This window comes from Ottowia sp. (genome assembly GCF_016703145.1).
Taxonomy (GTDB): Bacteria; Pseudomonadota; Gammaproteobacteria; order Burkholderiales; family Burkholderiaceae_C; genus Ottowia.
The window spans coordinates 177,929-202,559 of the sequence record NZ_JADJCO010000002.1 but is presented as its reverse complement, the minus strand read 5'-3'; the positions used below and the strand labels follow the sequence as shown (position 1 = coordinate 202,559).

27 protein-coding genes and 1 tRNA gene are annotated in these 24,631 nt (G+C 67.8%); 4 read left to right on the top strand and 24 right to left on the bottom strand.

What is annotated here, in order from left to right; all coding sequences use genetic code 11:
* Positions 1-83 precede the first annotated feature (83 nt).
* Positions 84-2,876: a preprotein translocase subunit SecA gene (gene secA / locus IPG65_RS01120; protein ID WP_293187475.1), complete on the bottom strand. Its 2,793-nt coding sequence runs from the start codon at positions 2,874-2,876 to the stop codon at positions 84-86.
* A 235-nt stretch (positions 2,877-3,111) separates the two neighbouring features.
* Between secA and IPG65_RS01115 the strand changes: the two genes are divergently transcribed.
* Complete coding sequence (locus IPG65_RS01115) at positions 3,112-3,399, top strand: hypothetical protein (RefSeq protein ID WP_293187474.1); 288 nt, start codon at positions 3,112-3,114, stop codon at positions 3,397-3,399.
* Between the two features lie 14 nt (positions 3,400-3,413).
* Here IPG65_RS01115 and IPG65_RS01110 read toward each other — a convergent pair.
* From IPG65_RS01110 to petA, 6 genes are all read right to left on the bottom strand, one after another.
* Positions 3,414-3,489: transfer RNA gene (locus tag IPG65_RS01110), tRNA-Thr, on the bottom strand.
* Between the two features lie 29 nt (positions 3,490-3,518).
* A complete protein-coding gene (locus IPG65_RS01105; RefSeq protein WP_293187473.1) occupies positions 3,519-4,016 on the bottom strand; it encodes a ClpXP protease specificity-enhancing factor in 498 nt (165 codons plus the stop codon).
* Between the two features lie 13 nt (positions 4,017-4,029).
* A complete protein-coding gene (locus tag IPG65_RS01100; RefSeq protein WP_293187472.1) occupies positions 4,030-4,641 on the bottom strand; it encodes a glutathione S-transferase N-terminal domain-containing protein in 612 nt (203 codons plus the stop codon).
* 104 nt (positions 4,642-4,745) lie between these two features.
* Positions 4,746-5,513, bottom strand: coding sequence for a cytochrome c1 (locus IPG65_RS01095; protein ID WP_293187471.1), 768 nt, complete (start codon positions 5,511-5,513; stop codon positions 4,746-4,748).
* A 22-nt stretch (positions 5,514-5,535) separates the two neighbouring features.
* Entirely contained in the window at positions 5,536-6,981 is a 1,446-nt protein-coding gene (locus IPG65_RS01090; RefSeq protein WP_293187470.1) for a cytochrome bc complex cytochrome b subunit, read from the bottom strand.
* A 9-nt stretch (positions 6,982-6,990) separates the two neighbouring features.
* Positions 6,991-7,611: a ubiquinol-cytochrome c reductase iron-sulfur subunit gene (gene petA / locus IPG65_RS01085; protein WP_293187469.1), complete on the bottom strand. Its 621-nt coding sequence runs from the start codon at positions 7,609-7,611 to the stop codon at positions 6,991-6,993.
* A gap of 154 nt (positions 7,612-7,765) precedes the next feature.
* Between petA and mscL the strand changes: the two genes are divergently transcribed.
* Positions 7,766-8,185: a large conductance mechanosensitive channel protein MscL gene (gene mscL / locus IPG65_RS01080; protein WP_293187468.1), complete on the top strand. Its 420-nt coding sequence runs from the start codon at positions 7,766-7,768 to the stop codon at positions 8,183-8,185.
* A 69-nt stretch (positions 8,186-8,254) separates the two neighbouring features.
* Here mscL and pdxA read toward each other — a convergent pair whose 3' ends face one another.
* Both pdxA and IPG65_RS01070 read right to left on the bottom strand, forming a co-directional pair.
* Complete coding sequence (gene pdxA / locus IPG65_RS01075) at positions 8,255-9,301, bottom strand: 4-hydroxythreonine-4-phosphate dehydrogenase PdxA (protein WP_293187467.1); 1,047 nt, start codon at positions 9,299-9,301, stop codon at positions 8,255-8,257.
* 1 nt (position 9,302) lies between these two features.
* On the bottom strand, positions 9,303-10,103 hold the full coding sequence (locus IPG65_RS01070) for a Nif3-like dinuclear metal center hexameric protein (protein ID WP_293187466.1): 801 nt from the start codon (positions 10,101-10,103) through the stop codon (positions 9,303-9,305).
* Positions 10,104-10,203: 100 nt separating this feature from the next.
* Here IPG65_RS01070 and IPG65_RS01065 point away from each other — a divergent pair, with 100 nt between their 5' ends.
* A complete protein-coding gene (locus IPG65_RS01065; RefSeq protein ID WP_293187465.1) occupies positions 10,204-11,352 on the top strand; it encodes a trypsin-like peptidase domain-containing protein in 1,149 nt (382 codons plus the stop codon).
* An 85-nt stretch (positions 11,353-11,437) separates the two neighbouring features.
* Here IPG65_RS01065 and tatC read toward each other — a convergent pair whose 3' ends face one another.
* From tatC to hisF, 10 genes are all read right to left on the bottom strand, one after another.
* Positions 11,438-12,238 carry a twin-arginine translocase subunit TatC gene (gene tatC / locus IPG65_RS01060; protein ID WP_293187464.1) on the bottom strand — a complete coding sequence of 267 codons (801 nt, stop codon included), beginning with the start codon at positions 12,236-12,238 and terminating at the stop codon, positions 11,438-11,440.
* A 65-nt stretch (positions 12,239-12,303) separates the two neighbouring features.
* The gene (gene tatB / locus IPG65_RS01055) at positions 12,304-12,789 is read right to left on the bottom strand and encodes a Sec-independent protein translocase protein TatB (RefSeq protein WP_293187463.1); all 486 of its coding nucleotides are present in this window, start codon (positions 12,787-12,789) and stop codon (positions 12,304-12,306) included.
* A gap of 59 nt (positions 12,790-12,848) precedes the next feature.
* Positions 12,849-13,079 carry a Sec-independent protein translocase subunit TatA gene (tatA, locus tag IPG65_RS01050; protein ID WP_293187462.1) on the bottom strand — a complete coding sequence of 77 codons (231 nt, stop codon included), beginning with the start codon at positions 13,077-13,079 and terminating at the stop codon, positions 12,849-12,851.
* Between the two features lie 260 nt (positions 13,080-13,339).
* Entirely contained in the window at positions 13,340-13,714 is a 375-nt protein-coding gene (locus tag IPG65_RS01045) for a histidine triad nucleotide-binding protein (protein ID WP_293187461.1), read from the bottom strand.
* On the bottom strand, positions 13,711-14,778 hold the full coding sequence (locus IPG65_RS01040) for a patatin-like phospholipase family protein (protein WP_293187460.1): 1,068 nt from the start codon (positions 14,776-14,778) through the stop codon (positions 13,711-13,713). Before IPG65_RS01040 ends, IPG65_RS01045 begins: the two co-directional genes overlap by 4 nt.
* The gene (locus IPG65_RS01035) at positions 14,771-15,163 is read right to left on the bottom strand and encodes a hypothetical protein (protein WP_293187459.1); all 393 of its coding nucleotides are present in this window, start codon (positions 15,161-15,163) and stop codon (positions 14,771-14,773) included. Before IPG65_RS01035 ends, IPG65_RS01040 begins: the two co-directional genes overlap by 8 nt.
* On the bottom strand, positions 15,163-15,549 hold the full coding sequence (locus IPG65_RS01030; protein WP_293187458.1) for a phosphoribosyl-ATP diphosphatase: 387 nt from the start codon (positions 15,547-15,549) through the stop codon (positions 15,163-15,165). The genes IPG65_RS01035 and IPG65_RS01030 overlap by 1 nt, the downstream gene beginning before the upstream one ends.
* Before the next feature lie 5 nt (positions 15,550-15,554).
* A complete protein-coding gene (gene hisI / locus IPG65_RS01025) occupies positions 15,555-15,944 on the bottom strand; it encodes a phosphoribosyl-AMP cyclohydrolase (RefSeq protein WP_293187457.1) in 390 nt (129 codons plus the stop codon).
* 270 nt (positions 15,945-16,214) lie between these two features.
* Entirely contained in the window at positions 16,215-17,603 is a 1,389-nt protein-coding gene (gene gdhA / locus IPG65_RS01020; RefSeq protein WP_293187456.1) for an NADP-specific glutamate dehydrogenase, read from the bottom strand.
* A 141-nt stretch (positions 17,604-17,744) separates the two neighbouring features.
* On the bottom strand, positions 17,745-18,524 hold the full coding sequence (hisF, locus tag IPG65_RS01015; protein WP_293187455.1) for an imidazole glycerol phosphate synthase subunit HisF: 780 nt from the start codon (positions 18,522-18,524) through the stop codon (positions 17,745-17,747).
* 160 nt (positions 18,525-18,684) lie between these two features.
* Between hisF and IPG65_RS01010 the strand changes: the two genes are divergently transcribed.
* On the top strand, positions 18,685-19,500 hold the full coding sequence (locus IPG65_RS01010; RefSeq protein ID WP_293187454.1) for an alpha/beta hydrolase: 816 nt from the start codon (positions 18,685-18,687) through the stop codon (positions 19,498-19,500).
* A 135-nt stretch (positions 19,501-19,635) separates the two neighbouring features.
* Here the strand turns inward: IPG65_RS01010 and IPG65_RS01005 are convergent, their stop codons facing one another.
* From IPG65_RS01005 to hisC, 5 genes are all read right to left on the bottom strand, one after another.
* The gene (locus IPG65_RS01005) at positions 19,636-21,069 is read right to left on the bottom strand and encodes a wax ester/triacylglycerol synthase domain-containing protein (RefSeq protein WP_293187453.1); all 1,434 of its coding nucleotides are present in this window, start codon (positions 21,067-21,069) and stop codon (positions 19,636-19,638) included.
* 73 nt (positions 21,070-21,142) lie between these two features.
* Entirely contained in the window at positions 21,143-21,883 is a 741-nt protein-coding gene (gene hisA / locus IPG65_RS01000) for a 1-(5-phosphoribosyl)-5-[(5-phosphoribosylamino)methylideneamino]imidazole-4-carboxamide isomerase (protein ID WP_293187452.1), read from the bottom strand.
* An 82-nt stretch (positions 21,884-21,965) separates the two neighbouring features.
* Complete coding sequence (gene hisH, locus IPG65_RS00995; protein ID WP_293187451.1) at positions 21,966-22,637, bottom strand: imidazole glycerol phosphate synthase subunit HisH; 672 nt, start codon at positions 22,635-22,637, stop codon at positions 21,966-21,968.
* A 43-nt stretch (positions 22,638-22,680) separates the two neighbouring features.
* Positions 22,681-23,280 (bottom strand): imidazoleglycerol-phosphate dehydratase HisB, encoded by a 600-nt coding sequence (hisB, locus tag IPG65_RS00990; protein WP_293187450.1) that lies wholly within the window; start codon positions 23,278-23,280, stop codon positions 22,681-22,683.
* Positions 23,277-24,380 (bottom strand): histidinol-phosphate transaminase, encoded by a 1,104-nt coding sequence (hisC, locus tag IPG65_RS00985; protein WP_293187919.1) that lies wholly within the window; start codon positions 24,378-24,380, stop codon positions 23,277-23,279. Before hisC ends, hisB begins: the two co-directional genes overlap by 4 nt.
* Between the last annotated feature and the right edge of the window lie 251 nt (positions 24,381-24,631).

Sequence of the window (24,631 nt, the reverse complement as noted above, 5' to 3'; positions counted from 1 at the left end):
GGCTTGGGTTAAAGATGTGGATTATCCGAGTTGGCAAAAAGCAAACGGGCCGAAGCCCGTTGCCGCCGCCCTTGCGTGCGCCCTCAGTTCAGCGCGCCATGGCATTGCTTGTATTTCTTGCCGCTGCCGCAGGGGCAGGGGTCGTTGCGGCCCACGCGCGGCACGGCGGCCGCACCTCCCGCGACGGCCGCCGCTGCCGCAGCGGTGCCGCGCAGCGCGGATTCGGGCAGGGTCTGGGCCTCGCCGGTCTCGGTGGGCGCGGTGTAGGTGACGTTGCTGACGTGCTCGCCACGTTGCTCCAGGTCCTCGGCGGCCTGCCCGAGCTGCTCGCTGGACTGGATGCGCACCGTCATCAACGTGCGCGTGACCTCGTTCTTGACGATGTCGAGCAACTGCCCGAACAGCTCGAACGCCTCGCGCTTGTATTCCTGCTTGGGCTGCTTCTGCGCGTAGCCGCGCAGGTGGATGCCCTGGCGCAGATAGTCCAGCGCCGACAGGTGCTCGCGCCAATGAAGGTCGATGTTCTGCAGCAGCACGGCGCGCTCGAACTGGCGAAAATTCTCGGCGCCCACCAACTCCAGCCGGGCAGCATAGGCCTGGTTAGCGGCAGCCACCACCTTCTCGGCGATGTCGTCGTCGGTGATGACGCTGGAGGATTCGACTTCCTGCTGCAGGGGCAACTCGATCTGCCATTCCTCGGTCAGCACCTTCTCGAGGCCGGGAATGTCCCACTGCTCCTCCACCGACTCGGCCGGCACGTACTGGCGCACCAGATCGTTGAAGCAGCCCTCGCGCAGGGCGTCGATCTGCGCGGTCAGGTCTTGTGCGTCCAGGATGTCGTTGCGTTGCTCGTAGATCACCTTGCGCTGGTCGTTCGACACGTCGTCGTACTCCAGCAGTTGCTTGCGGATGTCGAAGTTGCGCGCCTCCACCTTGCGCTGGGCGCTCTCGATGCTGCGCGTGACGATACCGGCCTCGATCGCCTCGCCCTCGGGCATCTTGAGCCGCTCCATGATGGCGCGCACGCGGTCGCCGGCGAAAATGCGCATCAGCGGGTCGTCCAGGCTGAGGTAAAAGCGCGACGAACCCGGGTCTCCCTGGCGGCCCGAACGGCCGCGAAGCTGGTTGTCGATGCGGCGGCTCTCGTGCCGCTCGGTGGCAATGATGCGCAGGCCGCCCAGCGACTTGACCAGTTCGTGGTCCTTTTGCCACTGCGCACGCAGCTCGGCCGCCTTGGCCTGGCGCGCGGCGTCGTCCAGCGCCGGATCGGCCTCGATGGCTTGCACCATCTTCTCGATGCTGCCGCCCAGCACGATGTCGGTGCCGCGGCCCGCCATGTTGGTGGCGATGGTGATCATCTTCGGGCGGCCCGCCTGCACCACGATGTCAGCCTCGCGGGCGTGCTGCTTCGCGTTCAGCACCTGGTGCGGCAGCTTCGCCTTCTGCAGCAGGTTGGAGATGATCTCGGAGTTCTCGATCGACGACGTGCCCACCAGCACTGGCTGGCCGCGCTCGTGGCATTCGCGGATGTCGGCGATGGCGGCGTCGTATTTTTCCTGCGTGGTCTTGTAGACGCGGTCGAGCTGGTCGTCGCGCTTACTCGGGCGGTTGGGCGGGATGACCACGGTCTCCAGACCGTAGATCTCCTGGAACTCGTAGGCTTCGGTGTCGGCCGTGCCGGTCATGCCGGCCAGCTTGCCATAAAGGCGGAAGTAGTTCTGGAAGGTGATGGAAGCGAGCGTCTGGTTCTCGGCCTGGATCGGCACGCCTTCCTTGGCTTCCACCGCCTGGTGCAGGCCGTCGCTCCAGCGGCGGCCGCTCATCAGCCGGCCGGTGAACTCGTCCACGATCACGATCTCGGTACCGCTCTCACCCTGCTGCACCACGTAGTGCTGGTCGCGGTGGTAGAGATGATTGGCCCGCAGCGCCGCGTACAGGTGGTGCATCAGCGAGATGTTGGCTGGGTCGTACAGGCTGGCGCCCTGGGCAATCAGCCCCCGCTCGGCCAGGATGCGCTCGGCGCTCTCGTGGCCCTGCTCCGTCAGGTAGACCTGATGCGCCTTCTCATCAACGGTGAAGTCGCCCGGCTGGGTCACGCCCTCGCCCGTGCGGGGGTCGGCCTCGCCTTCCTGCCGCGTGAGAAAGGGCACCACCTGGTTCATCGCGATGTAGAGCGCGGTGTGGTCCTCGGCCTGGCCGCTGATGATGAGCGGCGTGCGCGCCTCGTCGATCAGGATGGAGTCCACCTCGTCGACGATGGCGTAGTTCAGCACGCGCTGCACACGGTCGGCCGTCTCGTAGACCATGTTGTCGCGCAGGTAGTCGAAGCCGAACTCGTTGTTGGTGCCGTAGGTGATGTCCGAGCCATAGGCCGCCTGCTTGGCCTCGCGCGTCATCTGCGGCAGGTTGACGCCCACCGTGAGGCCCAGGAAGTTGTACAGGCGCCCCATCCACTGCGCGTCGCGGTTGGCCAGGTAGTCGTTGACCGTCACCACGTGGACGCCCTTGCCCGCCAGCGCGTTCAGGTACACGGGCAGCGTGGCGGTCAGCGTCTTGCCCTCGCCGGTGCGCATCTCGGCGATCTTGCCTTCGTGCAGCGCCATGCCGCCGATCAACTGCACGTCGAAGTGGCGCATCTTCATCACACGCTTGGAGGCCTCGCGCACCACGGCGAATGCCTCGGGCAGCAACTGCTCCAAGGCTTCACCCTTGGCCAGACGATCCCGGAACTCGGGTGTCTTTGCACGCAGTTCGTCGTCGTTCAGTTTCTCGAACTCGGGCTCCAGGGCATTGATGCTCGCGGCGGTCTTGCGGTATTGCTTCAGCAGCCGGTCATTGCGGCTGCCGAAAATCTTGGTGAGGAAGGTCGTGGCCATGCGTGAGCGGTCACCGCGACGCCCAGGATGCGCACCCGGCGGCGACCGACTGTCCCATTCAGATCAAAGTGGTGCGAAGATAAGGGCTGCGCAGCCGCAGGCAAGCCTGAGGCGCGCCGCCCACGGTCTTCTTCGCGGGAAAACGGGGCATTTTACCTGCCGGTGCAGGCCGCCTCGAGGAAGCCCGTTCATCGCACTCCCGCACTCCCCCATGCGCCCAAAACCCTCCTCATCCATGACCGTGCGGCAAGCGCTCGAACAGGCGCCCACCCTGGTGCGCTTGAATCAAATGCTCGCTGAATCCACCGCCAGGCTCGCCATCGTCCGGCCATGCCTGCCGGCACCACTGCGGCCGGACGTATCGGCGGGCCCCATCGAGGGAAATGCGTGGTGCCTGCTGGTTCCGCACAACGCGGCAGCGGCCAAAATCCGGCAATTGATGCCCGTCCTGCTGGGAACGCTGCAAGCCGCAGGCCACCCGGTGGAAACCATCCGGGTGAAGGTTCAGCGCGCCGGGCCATAGAAGCGGATGCGCGATGGTGCCGCCTGTCGGATTCGAACTGACGACCTACCGCTTACAAGGCGGGTGCTCTACCAACTGAGCTAAGGCGGCGGACCGGGCCAGATTCTAGTATGCGGACGCTACTTGATCCGCTTGAGCGCTGGCCGCTTGCGCTTGGCGGGCTGCGGCGGCTCGGGTGGAAGGCCATCTCCGGAGGAGGTGCCCGGCTGCGTCACCAGTTGGATGCCTTTGGCCGCCGGGGGCGGCTCGTCGGATAGCTCCGGCGGCGGCGCGCCGTCATCGGACACCACAGGGACAGGGGCCGGAAACGCCATGCCCTGCCCGCTTTCACGCGCATAGATGGCGATGACCCGATCCATGGGCACGACGATCTCGCGCGCCACGCCGGCGAAGCGGGCCTTGAACTCGATGAACTCGTTGCTCAGCTTGAGCCCGCTGGTGGCATCGACGCTGATGTTCAGCACGATCTCGCCGTTCTGCACGTACTCGCGCGGCACCTTGACCGTGTCGTCGGCCAACACGGCCACGTAGGGCGTCAAGCCATTGTCGGTGCACCACTCGTACAGTGCCCGCACCAAGTAGGGCCGCGTCGAGGTGGACTCCAGCGCGTTCATCATGGCGTGCCCGGGTTTACTTGCGCATGACCTTCTCGGACGGCGTCAACGCCTCGATGTAGGCGGGACGCGAGAAGATGCGTTCGGCATACTTGAGCAACGGCGCCGCGTTCTTCGACAGATCGATGCCGTAGTAGTCCAGGCGCCAGAGCAGCGGCGCCAGGGCCACGTCGAGCATGGAGAAGTTCTCGCCCAGGATGTACTTGTTCTTGAGAAACACCGGGGCCATCTGCGTCAAGCGGTCGCGGATGTTATTGCGCGCCTTTTCCAGCGCCTTCTCGTTGCTCTTGGTGACGCGGCTTTCGAGCGTGCTCACGTGCACGAACAGCTCCTTCTCGAAGTTGAGCAGGAACAGCCGCACCCGCGCCCGATCGACCGGGTCGCCCGGCATGAGCTGGGGATGAGGAAAGCGCTCGTCGATGTACTCGTTGATGATGTTCGACTCGTACAGGATCAGGTCGCGCTCCACCAGGATCGGTACCTGCCCATAGGGGTTCATCACGCTGATGTCCTCGGGCTTGTTGTAGAGATCGACGTCCCTGATCTCGAAGTCCATGCCCTTCTCGAACAGCACGAAACGGCAGCGATGCGAGAACGGGCAGGTGGTCCCTGAATACAGCACCATCATGGTGATCTAGCTCCTTAAAACCAAAGGAGTGGAAGCTCGCTGAGGCCAGCGCACCCCCACTCCATGACAGCCCGGCTCACCGCCAGGGCAGTAACCGGGAAAGTTTACTTGACGTCTTTCCAGTACGCCGCATTCAAGCGCCACGCCATGAGCGTGAACAGCAGCAGGAACAGCATGACCCAGACGCCGATGCCGACCCGCTTGTTCTGCGCCGGCTCGCCCATCCATTGCAGGTAGTTCACCAAGTCACCCACGGCCTGATCGTACTGCAGGGGCGTCAGGGTGCCCGGCGTCACCTGCTCCCAGCGGCCGGCGAAGGCCTGCACCTCGTGTCCATGGTCCATGCGCGTCTCGAACACCGGGCGGCGCTCGCCCTGCAGTTCCCATAGCGGGTGCGGCATGCCGATGTTGGGGAAAGCCAGGTTGTTCCACCCGGTGGGCTTGGACGGATCGCGGTAATAGGTGCGGAACAGAGTGTAGATGTAGTCGGCCCCGGTGCCGCCCGCGCCAGCGCGCGAGCGGGCGATCAGGGTGAGGTCGGGCGGGTTGGCACCGAACCACGCCTTGGCCTGGTTCGGGTCGATGGCGGCTTTCATCGTGTCGCCGACCTTCTCGGTGGCGAACAGCAGGTTGTCCTTGACCTGCTCGTCCGTCAGCCCGATGTCTTTCAGGCGGTTGAAGCGCATGAACGCCGCGGAGTGGCAGTTCAGGCAGTAGTTGACGAAGAGCTTGGCACCGTGCTGCAGCGACGCCAGGTCGTTGGTCTTGCCGGGCGCCTTGTCCCAGGCGATGCCGCCCGAGGCGGCATGGCTGGCGGCGGCCAGGTTCAGGGCCAGCGCCACGCCGAAGACCAGTTTCTTCCAGATGTTCATGGTTGTTGTTCTCCAGCGGTCTTCAGTGAGGCTTGAAGGTCACGCGATCAGGCACCGGCTTGGGCTCGCCCAGTTGGCTCCACCAGGGCATGAGCAGGAAGAAGCCGAAGTAGAAGAGGGTGCCGATCATGGCCACCAGCTCGTTGGTCAGCCAGCTCAGCGAAGGCGTGCCGAAGATCGGGCCCGGCACCATGATGCCCAGGATCATGAGAACGATGAACCAGACGACGAACACCGCGTAGAGCCATTTGTGCCAATCCGGACGGTAGCGGATCGAGCGCGCCGGGCTGCGGTCCAGCCAGGGCAGGAAGAACAGCAGGATCACCGCGCCGCCCATCACCACCACGCCCCAGAACTTGGCGTCGAAGGTCTTGAGCAGGGCGATGGCGACCAGCGCCACCACCGCCATGGCCACCTTCAGGGCCATGGAGCACTTGCACTTCAGGAAGCCCAGGACCGTGGCGGCGGCGATGATGGCGCACAGCACGTTGACCATGGTGTCGGTGGTGGCGCGCAGCATCGAATAGAACGGCGTGAAGTACCACACCGGCGCGATGTGCGACGGCGTCACCAGCGGATCGGCGGGGATGAAGTTGTTGTACTCCAGGAAGTAGCCGCCCATCTCCGGCGCGAAGAACACGATGGCGAAGAACACCATCAGGAACACGCCCACGCCCATGATGTCGTGCACGCTGTAGTACGGGTGGAACGGAACGCCGTCGGCCGGCGCGTCGGGCGACCAGCGGTTGCCCTTGGGCCCCTTCTTGATCTCGATGCCATCCGGGTTGTTGGAGCCCACGTCGTGCAGCGCCAGCAAGTGCGCCACCACCAGACCGATCAGTACCAGCGGCACGGCGATGACGTGGAAGGCGAAGAAGCGGTTCAGCGTCGCATCCCCCACCACGTAGTCGCCGCGGATCAGCAGGGCCAGGTCGGGGCCGATGAAAGGGACGGCGGCGAACAGGTTCACGATCACCTGCGCTCCCCAGTACGACATCTGGCCCCAGGGCAGCAGGTAGCCCATGAAGGCCTCGGCCATCAGGCACAGGAAGATGGCGCAGCCGAAGACCCAGACCAGCTCGCGCGGTTTGCGGTAGCTGCCGTACATCAGGCCGCGGAACATGTGCAAGTACACCACCACGAAGAAGGCCGAGGCACCGGTCGAATGCATGTAGCGGATGAACCAGCCGCCCGGCACGTCGCGCATGATGTACTCGACCGACTCGAACGCCTTGGCCGCGTCGGGCTTGTAGTGCATCACCAGGAAGATGCCAGTGACGATCTGGATCACCAGCACCAGCATGGCCAGTGAGCCGAAGAAGTACCAGAAGTTGAAGTTCTTGGGCGCGTAGTACTCCGACATGTGCTTGCGGTATTCCGCGAACACGGTCGGGAACCGGTTTTCGAACCAGTTGCCCACTTTGGCGCCCAGCGGCGCATTGGGAGAGATTTCCTTGAATTCAGCCATGGCCGCCTCTTAGGCTTTCTTGTCTTCGCCGATCAGCAGCTTGCTGTCCGACAGATACATGTGGGGCGGCACCTCCAGGTTGTCGGGCGCCGGCTTGTTCTTGAACACGCGGCCAGCCATGTCGAAGGTCGAACCATGGCAGGGGCAGAAGAAGCCGCCCAGCCAGTTGTCGGGCAGCGAGGGCTGCACGCCGGTCTGGAACTTGTCCACCGGCGAGCAGCCCAGGTGCGTGCAGATGCCGATGACCACCAGCAGCTCCGGCTTGATGGAACGGGTTTCGTTGCGGGCGTACTCGGGCGTGGGAAAGGCGTTGCGCTCCGAATTCGGATCGGCCACCTCGGCATCGGTCTTCTTGAGCGACTCCATCTGCTCGGGCGTGCGCTTCATGATCCACACTGGCTTGCCACGCCATTCCACCGTCATCTTCTCGCCCGACTTGAGGCTGGAGATGTCCACTTCGACCGCCGCGCCAGCGGCCTTGGCTTTCTCGGACGGGCTGAAACTGCTAACGAAGGGGGTGGCCAGCGCCACCGCACCGGCGGCACCAGCGCAACTCGAGGCGATCAACCAGGTACGCTTGCTGCTGTCCAGGGGTACGGGGGTGAAATTGCTGGGCGGGGCGTCACTCATGGCTGTCCTCGGGGGATGTTTTCTTGTACGCGAAACAGCGGCCGATTGTAGCGGAGCAAAACTGGGGCTCCCGGGGGTGCGCGGCCGGGGATTGACTTTCGTCAATTGCGCGGAATACTGACGCCGTCTTCAATAATCTCGGGGAAAGAACACCATGAGCATGATGCAGGAATTCAGGGAATTCGCGGTCAAGGGCAACGCCATCGACCTGGCCGTCGGCGTGATCATCGGCGGCGCCTTCGGCAAGATCGTCGACTCGATCGTCGGTGACCTGATCATGCCGGTCGCCGGCAGGCTCGTCGGCGGGCTGGACTTCTCCAATTACTACCTGCCGCTGGCCGGACAGGCCGGCGGGCTGGCGCTGGAGGAGGCCAAGAAGCAGGGCGCCGTGTTCGCCTACGGCAATTTCATCACCATCCTGGTCAACTTCATCCTCCTGGCGTTCATCATCTTCGTGATGGTCAAGCAGATCAACCGCCTGAAGAGAAACGAGGAGCCGGCGCCCGCCGCGCCCGAGGCCCCGCCGGAGGAGGTGCAACTGCTGCGCGAAATCCGCGACAGCCTCAAGCGCTGACCACGCCCGCGCGGGCCGCTTCCTTTTTCATAGCTGTCAGCGCCCACCTGCTCTGCCCAGCAGGCGCTTTCATCGCGCAAGCTGGCGCGCCATGCGCACCGCCGCCAGCAAGCTGGCGGCGTCGGCGCGGCCAGTGCCGGCGATGTCGAAGGCCGTGCCATGGTCGGGACTGGTGCGCACGAAGGGCAGGCCCAGCGTCACGTTCACGCCCTGCTCCACGCCGAGGTACTTCACCGGGATCAGGCCCTGGTCGTGGTACATGGCCACCACCACGTCGAACTCGCCCGCGCGCTGCGGGGTGGAGCGCGCGCGCATGAACACCGTGTCGGGCGCGAACGGCCCGCGCGCGTCGATGCCCTCGGCCCGCGCCTGGGCGATGGCCGGCGCGATGGCCTCGATCTCCTCGCGCCCGAACAGCCCGCCCTCGCCCGCGTGCGGGTTAAGGCCGGCCACGCCGATGCGCGGCGCGATCTGTAGCGCCGCGCCCACAGATTCGTGCACGATGCGCAGCGTTTGAAGGATGTTGCCTGCGGTAACGCTTTCGATCGCCTGGCGCAGCGGCACGTGGATGCTGACCAGCACGGTGCGCAGCTCGTCGTTGGCCAGCATCATGCGCACCGGCACCTGATCCACGGGCCGGCCCAGGTGGGCGGCGGCCTCGGCCTGCAGCAGCTCGGTGTGGCCGGGAAAGCGCGCATAGGGCTCGCCCACCGCGGCCAGCGCCTCCTTGTGCAGCGGCGCGGTCACCATCGCGCCGATCTCGCCGCGCAGCGCGGCGCGGGCGGCCCACACCACGCAGTCGCCCGCGATGCGGCCGGCGGCGCCGCTGACTCGCCCGAGCGGCACCGGCGCCGCGCGCGGCACCACCTGCAGCACCGGCACGCAGCGCGGCGGCATGTCTTGCGCCGCGCGCGCGGCGCCGATCTCGGCCACGGGCAGGCTGACGCCGCCGCTGCCCCGCACCAGGGCCGCCGCGCGCCGCAGCGTGGCCACGTCGCCGGCCACGAAGCAGCCGCGCAGGGCCTCGGGCGCGTCGCGGAATGCCTTGGCGATGATCTCCGGCCCGATGCCGGCGGGGTCGCCGAGGGTGATGGCGATGGGCAGAAAAGCGCTCATCTCATGCCGGGTTGTCGATGTCGATGAATTCGTGCGCGATGCCCAACTGCCCCGCCACGTGGGCGGCCAGGGCGGGCGCGCCGTAGCGCTCGGTGGCGTGGTGCCCGCAGGCGAAGAACACCACGCCGCACTCGCGCGCCAGGTGCGCCTGCGGCTCGGAGATTTCGCCGGTGATGAAGGCCTGCGCCCCCGCGGCGATCGCGGCCTCGAAGTAGCCCTGCGCGCCGCCGGTGCACCATGCTACTTTTTCTATAGCTTCCCGCGCTTTTCCGACGCGGACTACAGGCCGATTCAGCACATGTTCCAGTTGCCAGGTCAGCACATCCGCGTCGGCGAACGCCTCGCCGTCCAGCCGGCGCCCGATGAAGCCCAGGTCCTGCTCGCCGAAGCGGCCGGTCGCCTCCAGCCCCAGGCGCAGGCCCAACTGGGCGTTGTTGCCCAGCGTGGGGTGCGCGTCCAACGGCAAATGGTAGGCCAGCAGGCTGACGTCGTGCGCCAGCAGGCGCTTCAGGCGCTCCTTCATCCAGCCGGTGACGGTGCCGCTCTGCCCGCGCCAGAACAGGCCGTGGTGGACGAAGATGGCGTCGGCGCCGGCGGCGATGGCGGCGTCGATCAGCGCCCGGCTGGCCGTGACGCCGCTCACCAGCTTGCGCACCTCGCGCCGGCCCTCGACCTGCAGGCCGTTGGGCCCGTAGTCCTTGAAGCGCGCCGGCTGCAGTTCGGCATCGCAAGCGGCCAGCAGGCGGGCCAGTTCGACAGGGCCCGCGAGGGAGCTGGAATCGGGGGCGTTGTCGCGCGGCATGGGGTCGATTGTCGGCGATGCGTGGGCCGGCGCAGAAAGGCGGCGACCTACAATCAGCGGCCGTCGTCCGCCCCGTGGACGACGCAGAAAGACGACCTTCATGAAACGCCTCTGGCTGCTCCTCGCACAAACCGTCACCGTGCTGCTGGCGGCGTATTTCGTCGTTGCCACGCTCAAGCCGCAGTGGCTGGGGCGCCTCGGCGCGCTGCAGGGCAGCACCGGCACGATCTCGATCCTGGAGGCGCCCGAGCCGCCGGCCGGCACGATCGCCGCGCCGGGCAGCCTGAACGGCGCCGTGCGCAAGGCCGCGCCGGCGGTGGTCAGCATCAACACGTCGGCGCGCCACCCGCTCAACGGCGATCCGTGGTTCCGCTTCTTCTTCGGCGAACGCGGCGAGCAGCAGCAGTCGGGCCTGGGCTCGGGCGTGATCATGAGCCCCGAGGGCTACGTGCTGACCAACAACCACGTGGTCGAGGGCGCCGACGAGATCGAGGTGGTGCTGCAGGACGCGCGCCGCGCCACGGCCAAGGTGATCGGCACCGACCCGGAGTCGGACCTGGCGGTGCTGAAGATCGACCTCGACAAGCTGCCCGTGATGGTGCTCGGCAACTCCGACCAGTTGCAGGTGGGCGACCAGGTGCTGGCCATCGGCAACCCCTTCGGCGTGGGGCAGACGGTCACCAGCGGCATCGTCAGCGCGCTGGGCCGCAACCAGTTGGGCATCAACACCTTCGAGAACTTCATCCAGACCGACGCCGCCATCAACCCCGGCAACTCCGGCGGCGCGCTGACCGACATCGGCGGCCACCTGATGGGCATCAACACCGCGATCTACTCGCGCTCGGGCGGCAGCATGGGCATCGGCTTCGCCATCCCCGTCTCGACCGCCAAGCAGGTCATGGAAAGCATCGTCCGGCACGGCCAGGTGGTGCGTGGCTGGATCGGCGTGGAGCCGGGCGAGCTGACGCCCGAGCTGGCGCAGACTTTCGGCGTGCAGGCGCGCCAGGGCGTGATCGTGACGGGCGTGCTCAACGGCGGCCCGGCGGCGCAGGCCGGCATCCGGCCGGGCGACGTGATCACGCAGGTGGGCGGCCAGCCGGTGCGCACGCCGTCGGAACTGCTGACGCGCATCGCCGCGCTCACCCCCGGCCAGCCGGTGGACTTCGCGCTGCAGCGGCGCGGCGAGCAGGCGCAGGCCAGCGTCACGCCGGCGCAGCGGCCGCAGCCGCGCCGCCAGCCTGTGCGCTGAGCGTCATTCGATCACTATATTTTTAATAGCTTTCCGCGCAATATCCGCGCGGGCTAAAGGCCGATTTTGCTTGAAAAACGGGGGTTCAGGACTCCGCCGCCTTGGCCTCGTCCTCCGGCGCCTGGGTGTGCCGGATGAACAGTTGCGCGGCCCAGATGCCCACCTCGTACAGCAGGCACATGGGAATGGCCAGCGCCAGTTGCGACACCACGTCCGGCGGCGTGACGATGGCGGCGATGACGAAGGCCAGCACGATGAAGTAGCCGCGGAAGCTGCGCAACTGCGCCACCGTGACCACGCCGATGCGCGCCAGCACCACCACGGCGATGGGCACCTCGAACGCCAGCCCGAAGGCCAGGAACATGGTCATCACGAAACCCAGGTAGGCCTCGATGTCCGGCGCCGCCGTGATGCTCTTGGGCGCGAACTGCTGGATGAAGGCGAACACCTTGCCGAACACGAAGAAGTAGCAGAACGCCACGCCGAAGAAGAACAGCAGCGTGCTGGACACCACCAGCGGCAGCACCATCTTCTTCTCGTGCGAATACAGCCCCGGCGCGACGAAGGCCCACACCTGGTAGAGCACCACGGGCAGCGCGATCAGGAAGGCGGCCATCAGCAGGATCTTCAGCGGCACCATGAAGGGCGAGATCACCGAGGTGGCGATCATGGTGGCGCCCTGGGGCAGGTGCGCCACCAGCGGCGCGGCCAGCAGGTCGTAGAGCTGGCCCGGCCCCGGAAAGACGGCCAGCACGCCCGCCACCACGCCGACCGCCACCAGCGCCTTGATCAACCGGTCGCGCAGCTCCATCAGGTGCGCGACGAAGGGCTGTTCGGTGCCGGCGAGTTCGTCCTCGGGGTCGGGCTTTTGGGGGGAGTCGGTCATGGAGGCGCGATTGTCGCTGACTGGGGGCCGCGCGGCGGCGGGGCGGGCGCCACCCGGCGGTCAGATCACCTGGCAGCGCTCTTGGGCCGGAAGCGCGCCACCCGCGCCGCGCCCGACTGCACCTGCCGGCGCACGCCCTGGCGCGCCTTGTACCACTGCGGCGTGGCGCCGCGCTTGAGGCGCCAGTTCTTGCCCGGGTGCTTGTAGCCGGGCGGTGGCGGCGTCCAGGCCGGAAGGTCGCCGTCGGCGGTGCCGGCAGAATCGTCCAACCCGGCCGTGACCTCGGCCCAGTCCTTCTCGAAGCCGGCACGAGTGGCGTGGATGCCCTGCTCGACCTCGCGGCCGGCCTCCTCGACCGATTCCTTCATCTTCTTGAGCTCGTCCAGGTCCATCGCCCGGTTGACCTCGGCCTTGACGTCAGCCACGTAGCGCTGCGCCTTGCCCAGCAGCGCGCCCACCGTGCGGGCCACGCGCGGCAGCTTCTCGGGGCCGATGACGATCAGCGCCACGGCGCCGATCAGCGCCATCTTGGAAATGCCGAGGTCGAGCATGGGGAGGTTGGGCGTTCAGCGTGGAGGCGGATCTGAATCGCGCCTCATGGAGAAAAGCGTCAGCTCTTTTCCTTCGCCTGCACGTCGATCGTGTCCTTGGCCGCGGTGGCGTTGCCGACCTGCCCGGCCGGGGCGTCGGCGGCCGGACCGGCGCCGTCCTTCATGCCGTCCTTGAAGCCCTTGACGGCGCCGCCCAGGTCGGACCCCATGTTCTTCAGCTTCTTGGTGCCGAAGATCATGACCACGATCAGCAGCACGATCAGCCAGTGCCAAATGGAAAAAGAACCCATGGTGTTACTCCTTGCGCCCGTTGGATCGGTGCGATGTGACGATTTTAGACGGCGGGGGATCAGGGCGGTTCCCTGATGGGCATCTCAATGATCCACGGCGCTGCGGGCCACCGGCGCCGCATGAACCCCAAGGTGCCGATGGCTGCGGAGCAAGCCATGCCAGCGACCGCCGTGGCCGGGCTTTGCCCGGCCCCTGGCGGTGCCCCCTCGAAGGGCGAGGAAGAACAACGCGAAGCGTGTGGAGCCTGGGATGGTCCTTTTCATCCCCGCAGCCAGGGGCGGGGGCCGCCCATCACGTGCACGTGCAGGTGGTGCACCTCCTGCCCGCCCTCGGCGCCGGTGTTGACCATGATGCGAAAGCCGCCCTCCGGATACGGGTTGCAGCCCTGCTCCAGCGCCAGCCGGGGCGCCAGGGTCATGAGGCGGCCCATCAGCCGCTCGTGCTCGGGCCCGACCTGGGCCATGGAGGCGATGTGGGCCTTGGGCACCAGCAGGAAGTGCACCGGCGCCCAGGGCGCGATGTCGTGGAAGGCGACGAGATCGTCGTCCTCGTGGATCGTTTTCGACGGAATCTGGCCGGCGATGATCTTGCAGAAGATGCAGTCGGGATCGTGGGCGTGGGAAGCGGAGGTCATGGCACGTTTCTGGGAGGTGGGGGAACGGAGTCCTGGCTCATCTTCTCGACGCTGGAGATCACTCCGAGGTCGTGGAAGTGCGCCGCCAGCCAGTGCTGGCCGGCCGTGCGGCCGAGTTCGAACAGCCGGCGCACGAAGGCCGGGTCGGCGCGCGTCTTGCTGGCGCCGCCGAAACCAGCCAGCGCCGCGCCGCCGTCCACGCGGTGCAGCAGCACGCGCTTGTAGCGCTGGGGATCGAGACGGCCCTCGTCCAGCAGGCGGGTGACGAACTCGATGGCGCGGAACTCGGCCAGCAGCGGCGCGTTGAAGGTAATCTCGTTGACGCGCTCCATGATCTCCTGCGCGCTGGCGCCGGGCGTGAAGGGCGCCTCGACCGGGTTGATCTGCACCAGGATGACGTCGGCGCTGCGGGTGGCGTAGATCAGGGGGTAGATGGCGGGGTTGCCCGAGTAGCCGCCGTCCCAGTAGTGCTCGCCCTCGATCCGCACCGCCTGGAACACCGTCGGCAGGCAGGCCGAGGCCATCACCGCGTCGGCCGACAGGCGCGGGCCGCTGAAGATCTCGCCGCGGCCGGTGCGCACGTTGGTGGCGGTGACGAACACCTTCATCGCCTGCCCGTGGGTCAGCAGCCCGAAATCGACCTCGCGCTCCAGCAGCCGGCGCAGCGGATTGATGCCCAGGGGGTTGGCCTGCGCGGGCGAGAACCACTGCGCGACCCACGAGGCCATGGCCTGCGCCGCCGGCAGCGGCAGGCCGGCGGCAAAGCTGCCCAGCAGGCCCACGCCGTCCCAGAAGCGCGCCAGCGCGGCGCGCGCGGCCTCGTTGGCCGGCTGTCCGCGCAAGCCGTCGGCGTGCGCCCGCGCCAGGCCGTGCGCCAGCACGACCGCGTTCATCGCGCCGGCGCTGGTGCCGCTGGCGCCTTCGAAGCGGATGCGCCCGTCTTCCAGCAGCGCGTCCAGCACGCCCCAGGTGAAGGCGCCGTGCGAGCCGCCGCCCTGCAGCGCCAGGTTGGCCGTCCTGGGCTCGGCCCTGGCGCTGGCGGCGCCCTGCGGCGCCTTAGGCATCGACCGGCCGGTGGGCGTTCATCCGCACCATGCCCTTGATGATGCGGTAGAGGAACCAGATCGAGATCAGCACCCAGGCGATGGCGCCGGGCAGGTACAGCAGCAGGAACAGCGGCAGCGTCACCAGGTACAGCACGCCCGCCCACAGCACCGAGCTGATGCGCCAGCGGAAGTGGCTGGCCTGCCAGGTGCCGGCGGCGTCTTCCTTCTTCACCAGGTCCATCACCAGCGCGATGAGCAGCAGCGCGATGCTGGCCTGCGCGCCCGGCACCACGGCGGCCACGGCCACGATCAGGTGCAGCAGGTAGCTGACCCAGCTCCAGGCCTGCAGCCCGTCGCCGTCCTGGCGGTTCGGCTCCAGGTCGATGATGTCGTTGTCTGCCATCAGCGGGCTCCTTTCGCTTGGGATTCGTCGGTTTCGCGCTCACGCACGCGGCGCAGCGCCTTTTCCTCGATGCCGCCCAGGCCTTCGCGGCGCGCCAGCTCGGCCACCACGTCGGCGGCCGACAGGCCGTAGTGCGCCAGCGCCACCATGCCGTGGAACCACAGGTCGGCCATCTCGGCGACGATTTTCTCGCGCGGCGCGCCGTGGTCGGCGTCCTTGGCGGCCATCACCACCTCGGTCGCTTCCTCGCCGATCTTCTTGAGGAAAGCGTCGGGCCCCTTGTGCAACAGGCGCGCGACGTAGCTGGTCTCGGGATCGCCGCCGGCGCCGGGGCGGCGGCTGTCGATGACGGCGGTCAGGCGCGCGAGCACGTCTTGGGAGTTCATGGGCCTTATTTGTAGATGGACTCGGGGTCTTTCAAGACCGGATCGACGGCCTGCCACGCGCCCTCCTTCAGCACGCTGAAGAAGCAACTGTGGCGCCCGGTGTGGCAGGCGATGCCGGGCTCGTGCCCGAGCTGGGTGACCTTGAGCAGCACCACGTCCTGGTCGCAGTCGATGCGGATCTCGTGCACGGTCTGCACGTGGCCCGATTCCTCGCCCTTGAACCACAACCGCCCGCGCGAGCGGCTCCAGTACACGGCGCGGCCCAGCTCGGCCGTCCTGGCCAGCGCCTCGCGGTTCATCCACGCGAACATCAGCACGTCGCCCGTGCCGGCCTCCTGCGCGATCACGGGCACCAGGCCCTGCGCGTCCCACTTGATGTGATCCAGCCAATCCATGCTCGAATTGTCGGCGATACCGACCCGCTGCCGCCTGCGCGGATTTACTACGTTATTGATAGCTTGTAGCTATTATCTGGCGCGGGCTAACCGCCAATTCGACTAAAAAATCCTCGATCCGCCGGCGGCGCGCCGATTCCAAGGAGTCGAAAGGCCGCGGAGCAGGCCATGCCAGCGACCGCCGTGGCCGGACTTTCCCCGGCCAGTGGCGGTGCCCCCTTCGAGGGGGGTGGCGAGAGCGGAACGACGTCCGCGAAGCCTGGGGGGCGGTCAGTTCACGCCTTGGGCCAGCATGGCGTCGGCGATCTTCACGAAGCCGGCGATGTTGGCGCCCTCGACGTAGTTGACGCTGCCGTCGGCCTGCTGCCCGTGGCGCACGCAATTGCCGTGGATGTCCTTCATGATGCTGTGCAGGCGCTCGTCCACCTCGGCGTGGCGCCAGGACAGGCGCGTGGCGTTCTGGCTCATCTCCAGGCCCGAGGTGGCCACGCCGCCTGCGTTGCTGGCCTTGCCGGGGGCGTACAGCACGCGGGCGGCGATGAAGTGGTCGGTGGCCTCCAGCGTGCTGGGCATGTTGGCGCCTTCGGCCACGCAGCGCACGCCATTGGCGATGAGCGTCTTGGCGTCGGCGCCGTCCAGCTCGTTCTGGGTGGCGCACGGCAGGGCGATGTCCACCGGCACGTGCCAGGGGCGCTTGCCGGCCTCGAAGGCCAGCGTGTGCCTGGCGCAGAAGTCCTCCAGGCGGCCGCGCTGCTCGTTCTTCCAATGCATCAGATCGGCCAGCAGCTCGGGGCTGAAGCCAGCCTCGTGCACCAGGGTGCCGCCGGAGTCGGAGAAGGTGACGACCTTGGCGCCCAGCTCCAGCGCCTTCTCGGCCGCGTACTGCGCGACGTTGCCCGAGCCGGAAATGGACACGCGCCGGCCCTCGAAGCCTTCGTGCGCGCGGTGCAGCATCTCCTGCGCGAAGTACACGGTGCCGTAGCCGGTGGCCTCGGGCCGCATCAGGCTGCCGCCATAGGCCGTGCCCTTGCCGGTGAAGACGCAGCCGGCGTCGTTGCCGATCTTCTTCATCATGCCGGCCATGAAGCCGATCTCGCGCCCGCCCACGCCGATGTCGCCGGCCGGCACGTCGGTGTTGGCGCCCAGGTGGCGGTACAGCTCCAGCATCAGCGCCTGGCAGAAGCGCATCACTTCGGCGTCGCTCTTGCCCTTGGGGTCGAAGTCGGCGCCGCCCTTGCCGCCGCCCATCGGCAGCGTGGTCAGCGCGTTCTTGAAGGTCTGCTCGAAGCCCAGGAACTTGAGGATCGACAGGTTGACCGACGGATGGAAGCGCATGCCGCCCTTGTACGGCCCGATGGCCATGCTGTGCTGCACGCGGAAGGCGCGGTTGACCTGGGTTTGACCCCGGTCATCGACCCAGGCGACGCGGAATTGGATGGCGCGGTCGGGCTCGACCAGGCGCTCCAGCAGGCCGTGCTCGCGGTACCTGGGGTGCTTGTCCAGGAACGGCCACAGCGAGGCCATGACCTCGCGCACGGCCTGCAGGAACTCGGGCTGATTCGGGTCGCGCCGCTGCACGGCGGCCAAAAATTCTTCAAGGCGGGGGTGGTCAATCAAAATTCCTTCATTGGTGCACGCGCACCAAATTCGCGCAATCATAGGGGCGAGAGCGCACCAAAATGCGCGACATCATGCATCAACTTGGTGCCCACTCCAGTGCGGAAATCGGCGGGCGGCCTGGATTGATACTTTTTTAGGAGCTAACTGCCCAATATCGGCGCCGGCTCAAGGCCGAAAACCCTATTGCCGGACCACGATTCCGCGCTCGGCCATGCGCCGCTTGGCCTGGGCCACGGTGTATTCGCCGTAATGGAAGATGCTGGCGGCCAGCACCGCGTCGGCCCCGCCCTGCTGCACGCCGTCGGCCAGGTGGTCCAGCGTGCCGACGCCGCCCGAGGCGATGACCGGCACGCTGACCGCCTCGCTGACGGTGCGCGTCAGCTCGATGTCGAAGCCGCTCTTGGTGCCGTCACGGTCCATGCTGGTCAGCAGGATCTCGCCCGCGCCCAACTCGGCCATGCGGCGCGCCCAGGCCACGGCGTCCAGCCCGGTGTTGCGGCGCCCGCCGTGGCTGTACACGTCCCAGCCGGGGCCGCGCGCGGCGGCGTCCTCGCCGGTGCGGCGCCGCGCGTCGATGGCGACGACGATGCACTGCGCGCCGTATTTGGCCGACGCGTCGGCGATGACCTGCGGGTTGGCGATGGCGGCGGAATTGAAGCTGGTCTTGTCCGCCCCGGCGTTGAGCAGGCGCCTCACGTCCTCCACGGTGCGCACGCCGCCGCCCACGGTGAGCGGGATGAACACCTGCGAGGCCACCGCTTCGATGATGGGCAGGATCACGTCGCGCCCGTCGCTGGTGGCGGTGATGTCGAGGAAGGTCAACTCGTCGGCGCCCTGCTCGTTGTAGCGCGCGGCGATCTCCACCGGGTCGCCGGCGTCGCGCAATTCGACGAAGTTGACGCCCTTGACGACGCGGCCGCCGGTGACGTCGAGGCAGGGAATGATGCGTTTGGCCAGCATGGGAGGCAATCAGGAAGCCGAAGCACCCGATTCTCGCCGCATCGGGGCCCCGCCCCGCGCCACGGCGGATGACGCCCGGCCGCTAAAATCGAATGCACGCGACCCGCATGGACCACGCTCCCGGTTTTCATTCACCCGACACCCCAGAAATCGACACATCATGGCCACCCAGTCCACCCACACAGGCAAGCCCAGCGCGCTGCACTCGCTGCTGGAGATGCGCGTCTTCAACGAGGTGGCCCTGCTGCCGCTGGCCTGGCCCTGGCTGATGCAGACCCCCAAGGGCGACGGCCACCCGGTGCTGCTGTCGCCGGGCTTCATGGGCGACGAAGCCTCGCTGGCGGTGCTCAAGAGGTTCCTCGAAAGCCGCGGCTACGACGTGCACACCTGGGGCATGGGCCGCAACGTGGGCTTCAAGTTCCGCCACGCCCAGGCGCTGGAGCAGAAGATCCGCCACCTGCACCATCAGAGCGGGCGCACCGTCAGCCTGATCGGCTGGAGCCTGGGCGGCATGTTCTCGTTGTACGGCGCGCTCGAAGCACCGGAGTGCGTGCGCCAGTTGATCACCCTGGGCAGCCCGGTCACCGTGGATCCCGTGCACGGCAGCCAGTCGGCGGATTTCGTCAAGAAGCTGTACCGGCTGATCGCCCACCCGCTGGGCCCCAGCGTGCACGTGATGCAGCCGCGCGTGAAGAAGCTGCGCGAGCGGCAACTGCCCCCCGTGCCCATCAGTTGCCTGTATTCGGTCAGCGACGGCGTGGTGCCCGCGCAGGAGGCCACCATCACCGGCGATCCCAGCCATTGCGAGAACATCCGCGTCGCTGGCAGCCACATCGGCCTGGGCTTCAATGCCATGGTGCTGGCCATCCTGGCCGACCGGCTGGCCCAGCCGGAAGGCGCATGGAAGCCGTTCCAGCCCCAGGGCGCCGACGGCTTCCTGTACCGCATGTACACGCACGAGGCCTTGCCCATCTGACCGGCGAGCGCGTCCGCGCCCTGACCGGCAAGAAAAAAGCGGCTCGTCAAAGCCGCTTTTTTGTGGTTCACCGAATGGGGCTGCCCGGTCAAGCGTCTCTCGGCGTTTCCTGTCTGCCGTGACGCGGGCGTCGGCTCATGGCTTGGTCGTCTTGACGGCGCCGGCCTTGGGTTTCGGCGTGGCGCGGGATACGGCCAGCGCCGCCTTCTTGACCTGGTTGTGCGCCTGCGCCAGGCTGGCCTGGAAGCTGTCGCGCAGACACTGGGCGAAGCGCTCCGGGTCGGGAATGATTTCGCGGCAACTGGTGGGCGAAATCACCACGCGGCCCTCGTACTGCGTCACGGCGAAGGACAGGCCAGTGCCATCGCGGATCGGCAGGATGGCCGACGTGTAGGCCATGTGCGCGCCGCACAGGTACTGGGTTTGCGCGGGAGCCGGGATGAACCGGATGATGCAGTGGGCGGACACCTCCCCCTTCACCTGCCCCGCCGGGAAGGCCGGGCGAACGGCCTGCTGCGCGACGACGGGGTATTGGGCCTGGCTGCCGACCACCGTCGCTAGGCGGTCCAGGGGGTCGGCCACGTCGGTGCCCAGGACGCGGGGCCGCCAGGTCGGCTTGCCGGTTTCGCCGGCCTGCGCGGCGTCCGCCGCGCCCGCGTGCCAGACCATCGCGTTGAGGCTGCCGCTGGCGGGCAGTTCCTCCAGGTCTTGCTCCAGGTATTGGCGCAGGGCGCCGCCGCACACGGCGATCACCGCGTCTTCGATGGTGGCGCCGTGCACCGAGGCGGCGATCGCCTCGAACTCTTCGACGGTGAACCGGCGGGTTTCGAACACGCGATGCGGCGAAACCACCGAATTGAAGCGCGTCATGGGGTGCACTTCCGAGAAGCCGGCGGTCAAGGCCTTGGCCATCGGCACCATGCGCTCGACGGCCCAGGGCATTTGCCAGGGCGACAGGGCCGAGCGCCACATGCTGCGCTGCAGCAGCGTCAGCGGGCTGGGGGCCGAATCGGCGAACCACGAGGGCGGGGGCGTCAGCGGCGACGGCTCGGCCTGGCGGTCGCACAGGGCCTCGGTCAGGCTGGCCAGCGCGGAGAGATCGAGCGCCGCCAGGTGGGTCTTGAGCAGCAACGCGAAGCTGCCTTCGGGCAGGTCGAGGAAGCTGTCCAGCCCTTCGATGACGTACAGCTCCCAGGGCGGGCGGTCCATGTCCAGCGCGCGCGCATGCAGGCGCGACGCCTGAATGCAGAACTGCCGCCAGTCGCCCGGCTTGGGCAGCGCGATGTGGCGCACGTGGTATTCCAGGTCGAACATGTCGTCGTCCACCCAGTAGGGCCGGTCCAGCCCCAGCGGCACGCGCTGCAGGCGCTTGCGGAACATCGGCCACAAGTGCAGTCGGTTCTGCAACTGGACCAGGATGCTCTTGAAACGCACCACCCCGCCCGGCGCGCTGCGCTGGTCGTGGATCTGGATCAGGCTGACGTTGGCGTTGGCGTGGGTGCTGTCGGCCAGCAGGTGGCCGGCGGCCCGGTCATCAAGCTGCTGCAGCGCATCAAGTTCATGTTTCACGTTGGGACGTCGCACGGTTAGGAAATCGGAAGGGCTGGGCGGATGGTATCCCTGCCAGCACGTGGTCGGCTTCTCAGCCGTTCAGCGCGTCGGCGCGCGCCTGCGCGGCGGCGAATTCGAGGTCGCCGGAGTAGATGGCGCGGCCGCAGATGACGCCCTCGACGCCCTCGCCCTCGACCGCGCACAGCTGCTCGATATCGGCCATGCCGGCCAGGCCGCCCGATGCGATGACCGGGATGGTCAGCGCCTGCGCCAGCTTGACGGTGGCCTCGACATTGATGCCGCTGAGCATGCCGTCGCGGCCGATGTCGGTGTAGATGATGGACTCGACGCCCCAGTCCTGGAACTTCCTGGCCAAGTCCACCACCTCGTGGCCGGTGAGCTTGCTCCAGCCGTCGGTGGCGACCTTGCCGTCCTTGGCATCCAGGCCGACGATGACGTGGCCGCCGAAGGCGGTGCAGGCGTCCTGCAGGAAGCCGGGGTTCTTCACCGCGGCGGTGCCGATGATGACGTAGCGCAGGCCGGCGTCGATGTACTTCTCGATCGTGTCCAGGTCGCGGATGCCGCCGCCAAGCTGCACCGGGATGTCTTCGCCGACCTCGGCCAGGATGGCCTTGATGGCAGCCAGGTTCTGCGGCTTGCCGGCGAAGGCGCCATTCAGGTCCACCAGGTGCAGGCGGCGCGCACCCTGCGCCAGCCAGTGCGCGGCCATGTCGGCGGGCGACTCGCTGAAGGTGGTGGCCTGGTCCATGTCGCCTTGGCGAAGGCGCACGCAGTGGCCGTCCTTGAGGTCGATGGCGGGGATTAGCAGCATGGTGGGTTTGTGAAGGAAAATTCCGCGCAGCCCGCATGGAAACTGCGCTGATCGCTATTAAAACCGAAGCAATCGTCGGTGGTCAAGGGTTCCAGTGCAGAAAGTTGCGGTACAGCGCCAGCCCCTGGGCGGCGCTCTTCTCCGGGTGGAACTGGGTGGCAAAAATATTATCGCGCGCGATGGCCGAGGTAAAGCGCGCGCCGTACTCGGTTTCGCCCACGCTGTGCGCGGCCTCGCGCGGGCGAGCATAGAAGCTGTGCACGAAATAGAACCAGCTTTCGTCGGGCACCTGGCCCCACACCGGGTGCGGCCGCGCCTGGCGCACGCGGTTCCAGCCCATTTGCGGCACCTTGTAGCGGCCGCCGTCGGGCGCCGCCTGGCCGGCCAGGTCGAACTTGAGCACTTCGCCCCCGATCAGCCCCAGGCCGGGCGTGCCGGCGGCGGTGCGGCCCTCGGCGCTGTGCTCCAGCAGCATCTGCATGCCGACGCAGACGCCGAACAGCGGCTTGGCGGCGGCGGCCTCCAGCACCGACTCGAGCAGGCCGGACTCGCGCAACTCGCGCATGCAGTCGGCCATGGCGCCCTGGCCGGGCAGCACCACGCGGTGGGCGGCGCGCACCTGCGCCGGGTCGGCGGTGATGACCGCGTTGACGCGCGTGTCCTGCGTGGCGTGGATCACCGCCTGCGCCACGGAGCGCAGGTTGCCCATCCCGTAGTCGACCACGGCGACGGTCTGGTTAACTCCTGAATTCATAGCTTTCCGCACTGAATGGATGCGGGCTTCAGGGTGATTTCTTTCAAAGCGAGCCTTTGGTGGACGGAATCTGCCCGGCGGCGCGCGGGTCGGGCGTGAGGGCCATGCGCAGCGCGCGGCCGAAGGCCTTGAAGATGGTCTCGGCCTGGTGGTGCGCGTTGACGCCCTTCAGGTTGTCGATGTGCAGGGTGACCAGGGCGTGGTTGACGAAGCCCTGGAAGAACTCGTGCAGCAGCTGCGTGTCGAAGGTGCCGATCATGCCGCTGGTGAAGTTCACGTCCGTCACCAGGCCGGGCCGGCCCGAGAAGTCGATCACCACGCGCGACAGCGCCTCGTCCAGCGGCACGTAGCTGTGGCCGTAGCGGGTGATGCCCGTCTTGTCGCCCACCGCCTGCCGGACGGCTTGGCCGAAGGTGATGCCCACGTCCTCCACCGTGTGGTGGCCGTCGATGTGCAGGTCGCCCTGGGCCCGCACGTCGAGGTCGATCATGCCGTGGCGGGCGATCTGGTCGAGCATGTGGTCAAAGAAGCCGATGCCGGTGGCCAGCCGGGACTGGCCGGTGCCGTCCAGGTCGATGCGGACGGTGATCTTCGTCTCGGCGGTGTCGCGCGAGACTTCGGCGGTGCGTGGGGATGTGGTCATAGGGCGGCTTGCAGCGCGGCCAGCATCTGCGCGTTCTCTTCGGCGGTGCCCACCGTGAGGCGCAGGCAGTCGGCCAGCGAGGGATGCATTTTAGAAACGTTCTTGACCAGCACGCCGCGCGCCTTCATGCCCTCGAAGGCGCGGGCCGCGTCGGGCACGCGCGCCAGGATCATGTTGGCCTGGCTGGGGAAGGGGTGCACGCCGGGCAGGCGCGCCAGCGCGTCCAGCAGCAGCGCGCGCTGCGCCCGGATGTCCTCGGCCTGCGCGGCGAAGACGTCGGCGTGCTCCAGCGCGAACAGCGCGCACTCGGCGTTCAGCACGCTGACGTTGTAGGGCGGGCGCACCTTGTCGATCTCGCGGATCAGCGCCTTGTCGCCCAGCATGTAGCCGATGCGCACGCCCGCCAGGCCGAACTTGCTGAGCGTGCGCATCACCAGCACGTGGGCGTGCCGCGCCGGCGCGGCGCGCACCGGCTCGATCCAGCTGTGCGCGGCGAAGGGCTGGTAGGCCTCGTCGATCACCACCAGCCCGCCCTGTGCGCCCTGGGCGGCGACGACGCGGGCGATGGCGCCGGCGTCCCACAGCGTGCCGGTGGGGTTGTTGGGGTAGGCCAGGTAGACGATGGCTGGCCGGTGGCGCGCGATGGCGGTCAGCATGGCCGCCTCGTCCAGCGCGAAGCCATCCGCCAGCGGCACGCCGTGGAAGGCCAGGCCCTGCAGTTGCGCGCCCATGGCATACATCACGAAGCCCGGCACCGGCGCCAGGACGGAGGCGCCCGGCACGTCGCAGGCCATGGCCAGCAGGCTGATGAGTTCGTCCGAGCCGTTGCCCAGCATCAGCGACCAGCCGGCGGGCGGCCGGGCGTGAGCGTGCAGCGCGGCGCGCAACGCATCGACCCGCGCGCCGGGGTAGCGGTTGATGGCCACCTGGCCCAGGCGCCGCCCCAGCTCGACCTGCAGCGCGGGCGACAGGCGGTGGGGGTTCTCCATGGCGTCCAGCTTCAGCAGGCCGGCGGATTCCTGCACGGCGTAGGCGTGCATGCCCTGCACGTCCTGGCGGATGCGGGCAAGGTGGGTGGGACGCGGGCTTTCGGCGGTCATGAAGGGCATGGCGGATGGAAGGAACCCGCTATCGTAGGCCAGACGCCATCCACGGCGCTGGCCGACGCACGGAGGGCGCCCCAGGCCGTGTCGCGCTGCAGGGCAAAGCGCCGAGGTGGCCGCCGGCCCGCCCGTCCCCTGGCCTTGATCCGGTTTCATTCCCAAAAGCAGGCGCGGGGGTTACCCTTGCATCCGGCCGTCGGCCTCCACGCCCTGCCGGCGCGGCGGACACGGCCCACTTCACTCACGCC

Bases quoted from the DNA above. Each gene is read 5' to 3' on its own strand.
- IPG65_RS01090 (WP_293187470.1), bottom strand. From the start codon at position 6,981: ATGGCTGAATTCAAGGAAATCTCTCCCAATGCGCCGCTGGGCGCCAAA.
- hisH (WP_293187451.1), bottom strand. From the start codon at position 22,637: ATGAATTCAGGAGTTAACCAGACCGTCGCCGTGGTCGACTACGGGATG.
- IPG65_RS01040 (WP_293187460.1), bottom strand. From the start codon at position 14,778: ATGCCTAAGGCGCCGCAGGGCGCCGCCAGCGCCAGGGCCGAGCCCAGG.
- tatC (WP_293187464.1), bottom strand. From the start codon at position 12,238: ATGACCGACTCCCCCCAAAAGCCCGACCCCGAGGACGAACTCGCCGGC.
- petA (WP_293187469.1), bottom strand. From the start codon at position 7,611: ATGAGTGACGCCCCGCCCAGCAATTTCACCCCCGTACCCCTGGACAGC.
- gdhA (WP_293187456.1), bottom strand. From the start codon at position 17,603: ATGATTGCGCGAATTTGGTGCGCGTGCACCAATGAAGGAATTTTGATT.
- IPG65_RS01100 (WP_293187472.1), bottom strand. From the start codon at position 4,641: ATGATGGTGCTGTATTCAGGGACCACCTGCCCGTTCTCGCATCGCTGC.
- hisA (WP_293187452.1), bottom strand. From the start codon at position 21,883: ATGCTGCTAATCCCCGCCATCGACCTCAAGGACGGCCACTGCGTGCGC.
- IPG65_RS01010 (WP_293187454.1), top strand. From the start codon at position 18,685: ATGGCCACCCAGTCCACCCACACAGGCAAGCCCAGCGCGCTGCACTCG.
- IPG65_RS01105 (WP_293187473.1), bottom strand. From the start codon at position 4,016: ATGATGAACGCGCTGGAGTCCACCTCGACGCGGCCCTACTTGGTGCGG.
- IPG65_RS01045 (WP_293187461.1), bottom strand. From the start codon at position 13,714: ATGACCTCCGCTTCCCACGCCCACGATCCCGACTGCATCTTCTGCAAG.
- pdxA (WP_293187467.1), bottom strand. From the start codon at position 9,301: ATGAGCGCTTTTCTGCCCATCGCCATCACCCTCGGCGACCCCGCCGGC.
- IPG65_RS01070 (WP_293187466.1), bottom strand. From the start codon at position 10,103: ATGCCGCGCGACAACGCCCCCGATTCCAGCTCCCTCGCGGGCCCTGTC.
- secA (WP_293187475.1), bottom strand. From the start codon at position 2,876: ATGGCCACGACCTTCCTCACCAAGATTTTCGGCAGCCGCAATGACCGG.
- hisB (WP_293187450.1), bottom strand. From the start codon at position 23,280: ATGACCACATCCCCACGCACCGCCGAAGTCTCGCGCGACACCGCCGAG.
- mscL (WP_293187468.1), top strand. From the start codon at position 7,766: ATGAGCATGATGCAGGAATTCAGGGAATTCGCGGTCAAGGGCAACGCC.
- IPG65_RS01030 (WP_293187458.1), bottom strand. From the start codon at position 15,549: ATGAACTCCCAAGACGTGCTCGCGCGCCTGACCGCCGTCATCGACAGC.
- hisC (WP_293187919.1), bottom strand. From the start codon at position 24,380: ATGACCGCCGAAAGCCCGCGTCCCACCCACCTTGCCCGCATCCGCCAG.
- IPG65_RS01095 (WP_293187471.1), bottom strand. From the start codon at position 5,513: ATGAACATCTGGAAGAAACTGGTCTTCGGCGTGGCGCTGGCCCTGAAC.
- IPG65_RS01035 (WP_293187459.1), bottom strand. From the start codon at position 15,163: ATGGCAGACAACGACATCATCGACCTGGAGCCGAACCGCCAGGACGGC.
- hisI (WP_293187457.1), bottom strand. From the start codon at position 15,944: ATGGATTGGCTGGATCACATCAAGTGGGACGCGCAGGGCCTGGTGCCC.
- IPG65_RS01115 (WP_293187474.1), top strand. From the start codon at position 3,112: ATGACCGTGCGGCAAGCGCTCGAACAGGCGCCCACCCTGGTGCGCTTG.
- hisF (WP_293187455.1), bottom strand. From the start codon at position 18,524: ATGCTGGCCAAACGCATCATTCCCTGCCTCGACGTCACCGGCGGCCGC.
- tatB (WP_293187463.1), bottom strand. From the start codon at position 12,789: ATGCTCGACCTCGGCATTTCCAAGATGGCGCTGATCGGCGCCGTGGCG.
- IPG65_RS01065 (WP_293187465.1), top strand. From the start codon at position 10,204: ATGAAACGCCTCTGGCTGCTCCTCGCACAAACCGTCACCGTGCTGCTG.
- tatA (WP_293187462.1), bottom strand. From the start codon at position 13,079: ATGGGTTCTTTTTCCATTTGGCACTGGCTGATCGTGCTGCTGATCGTG.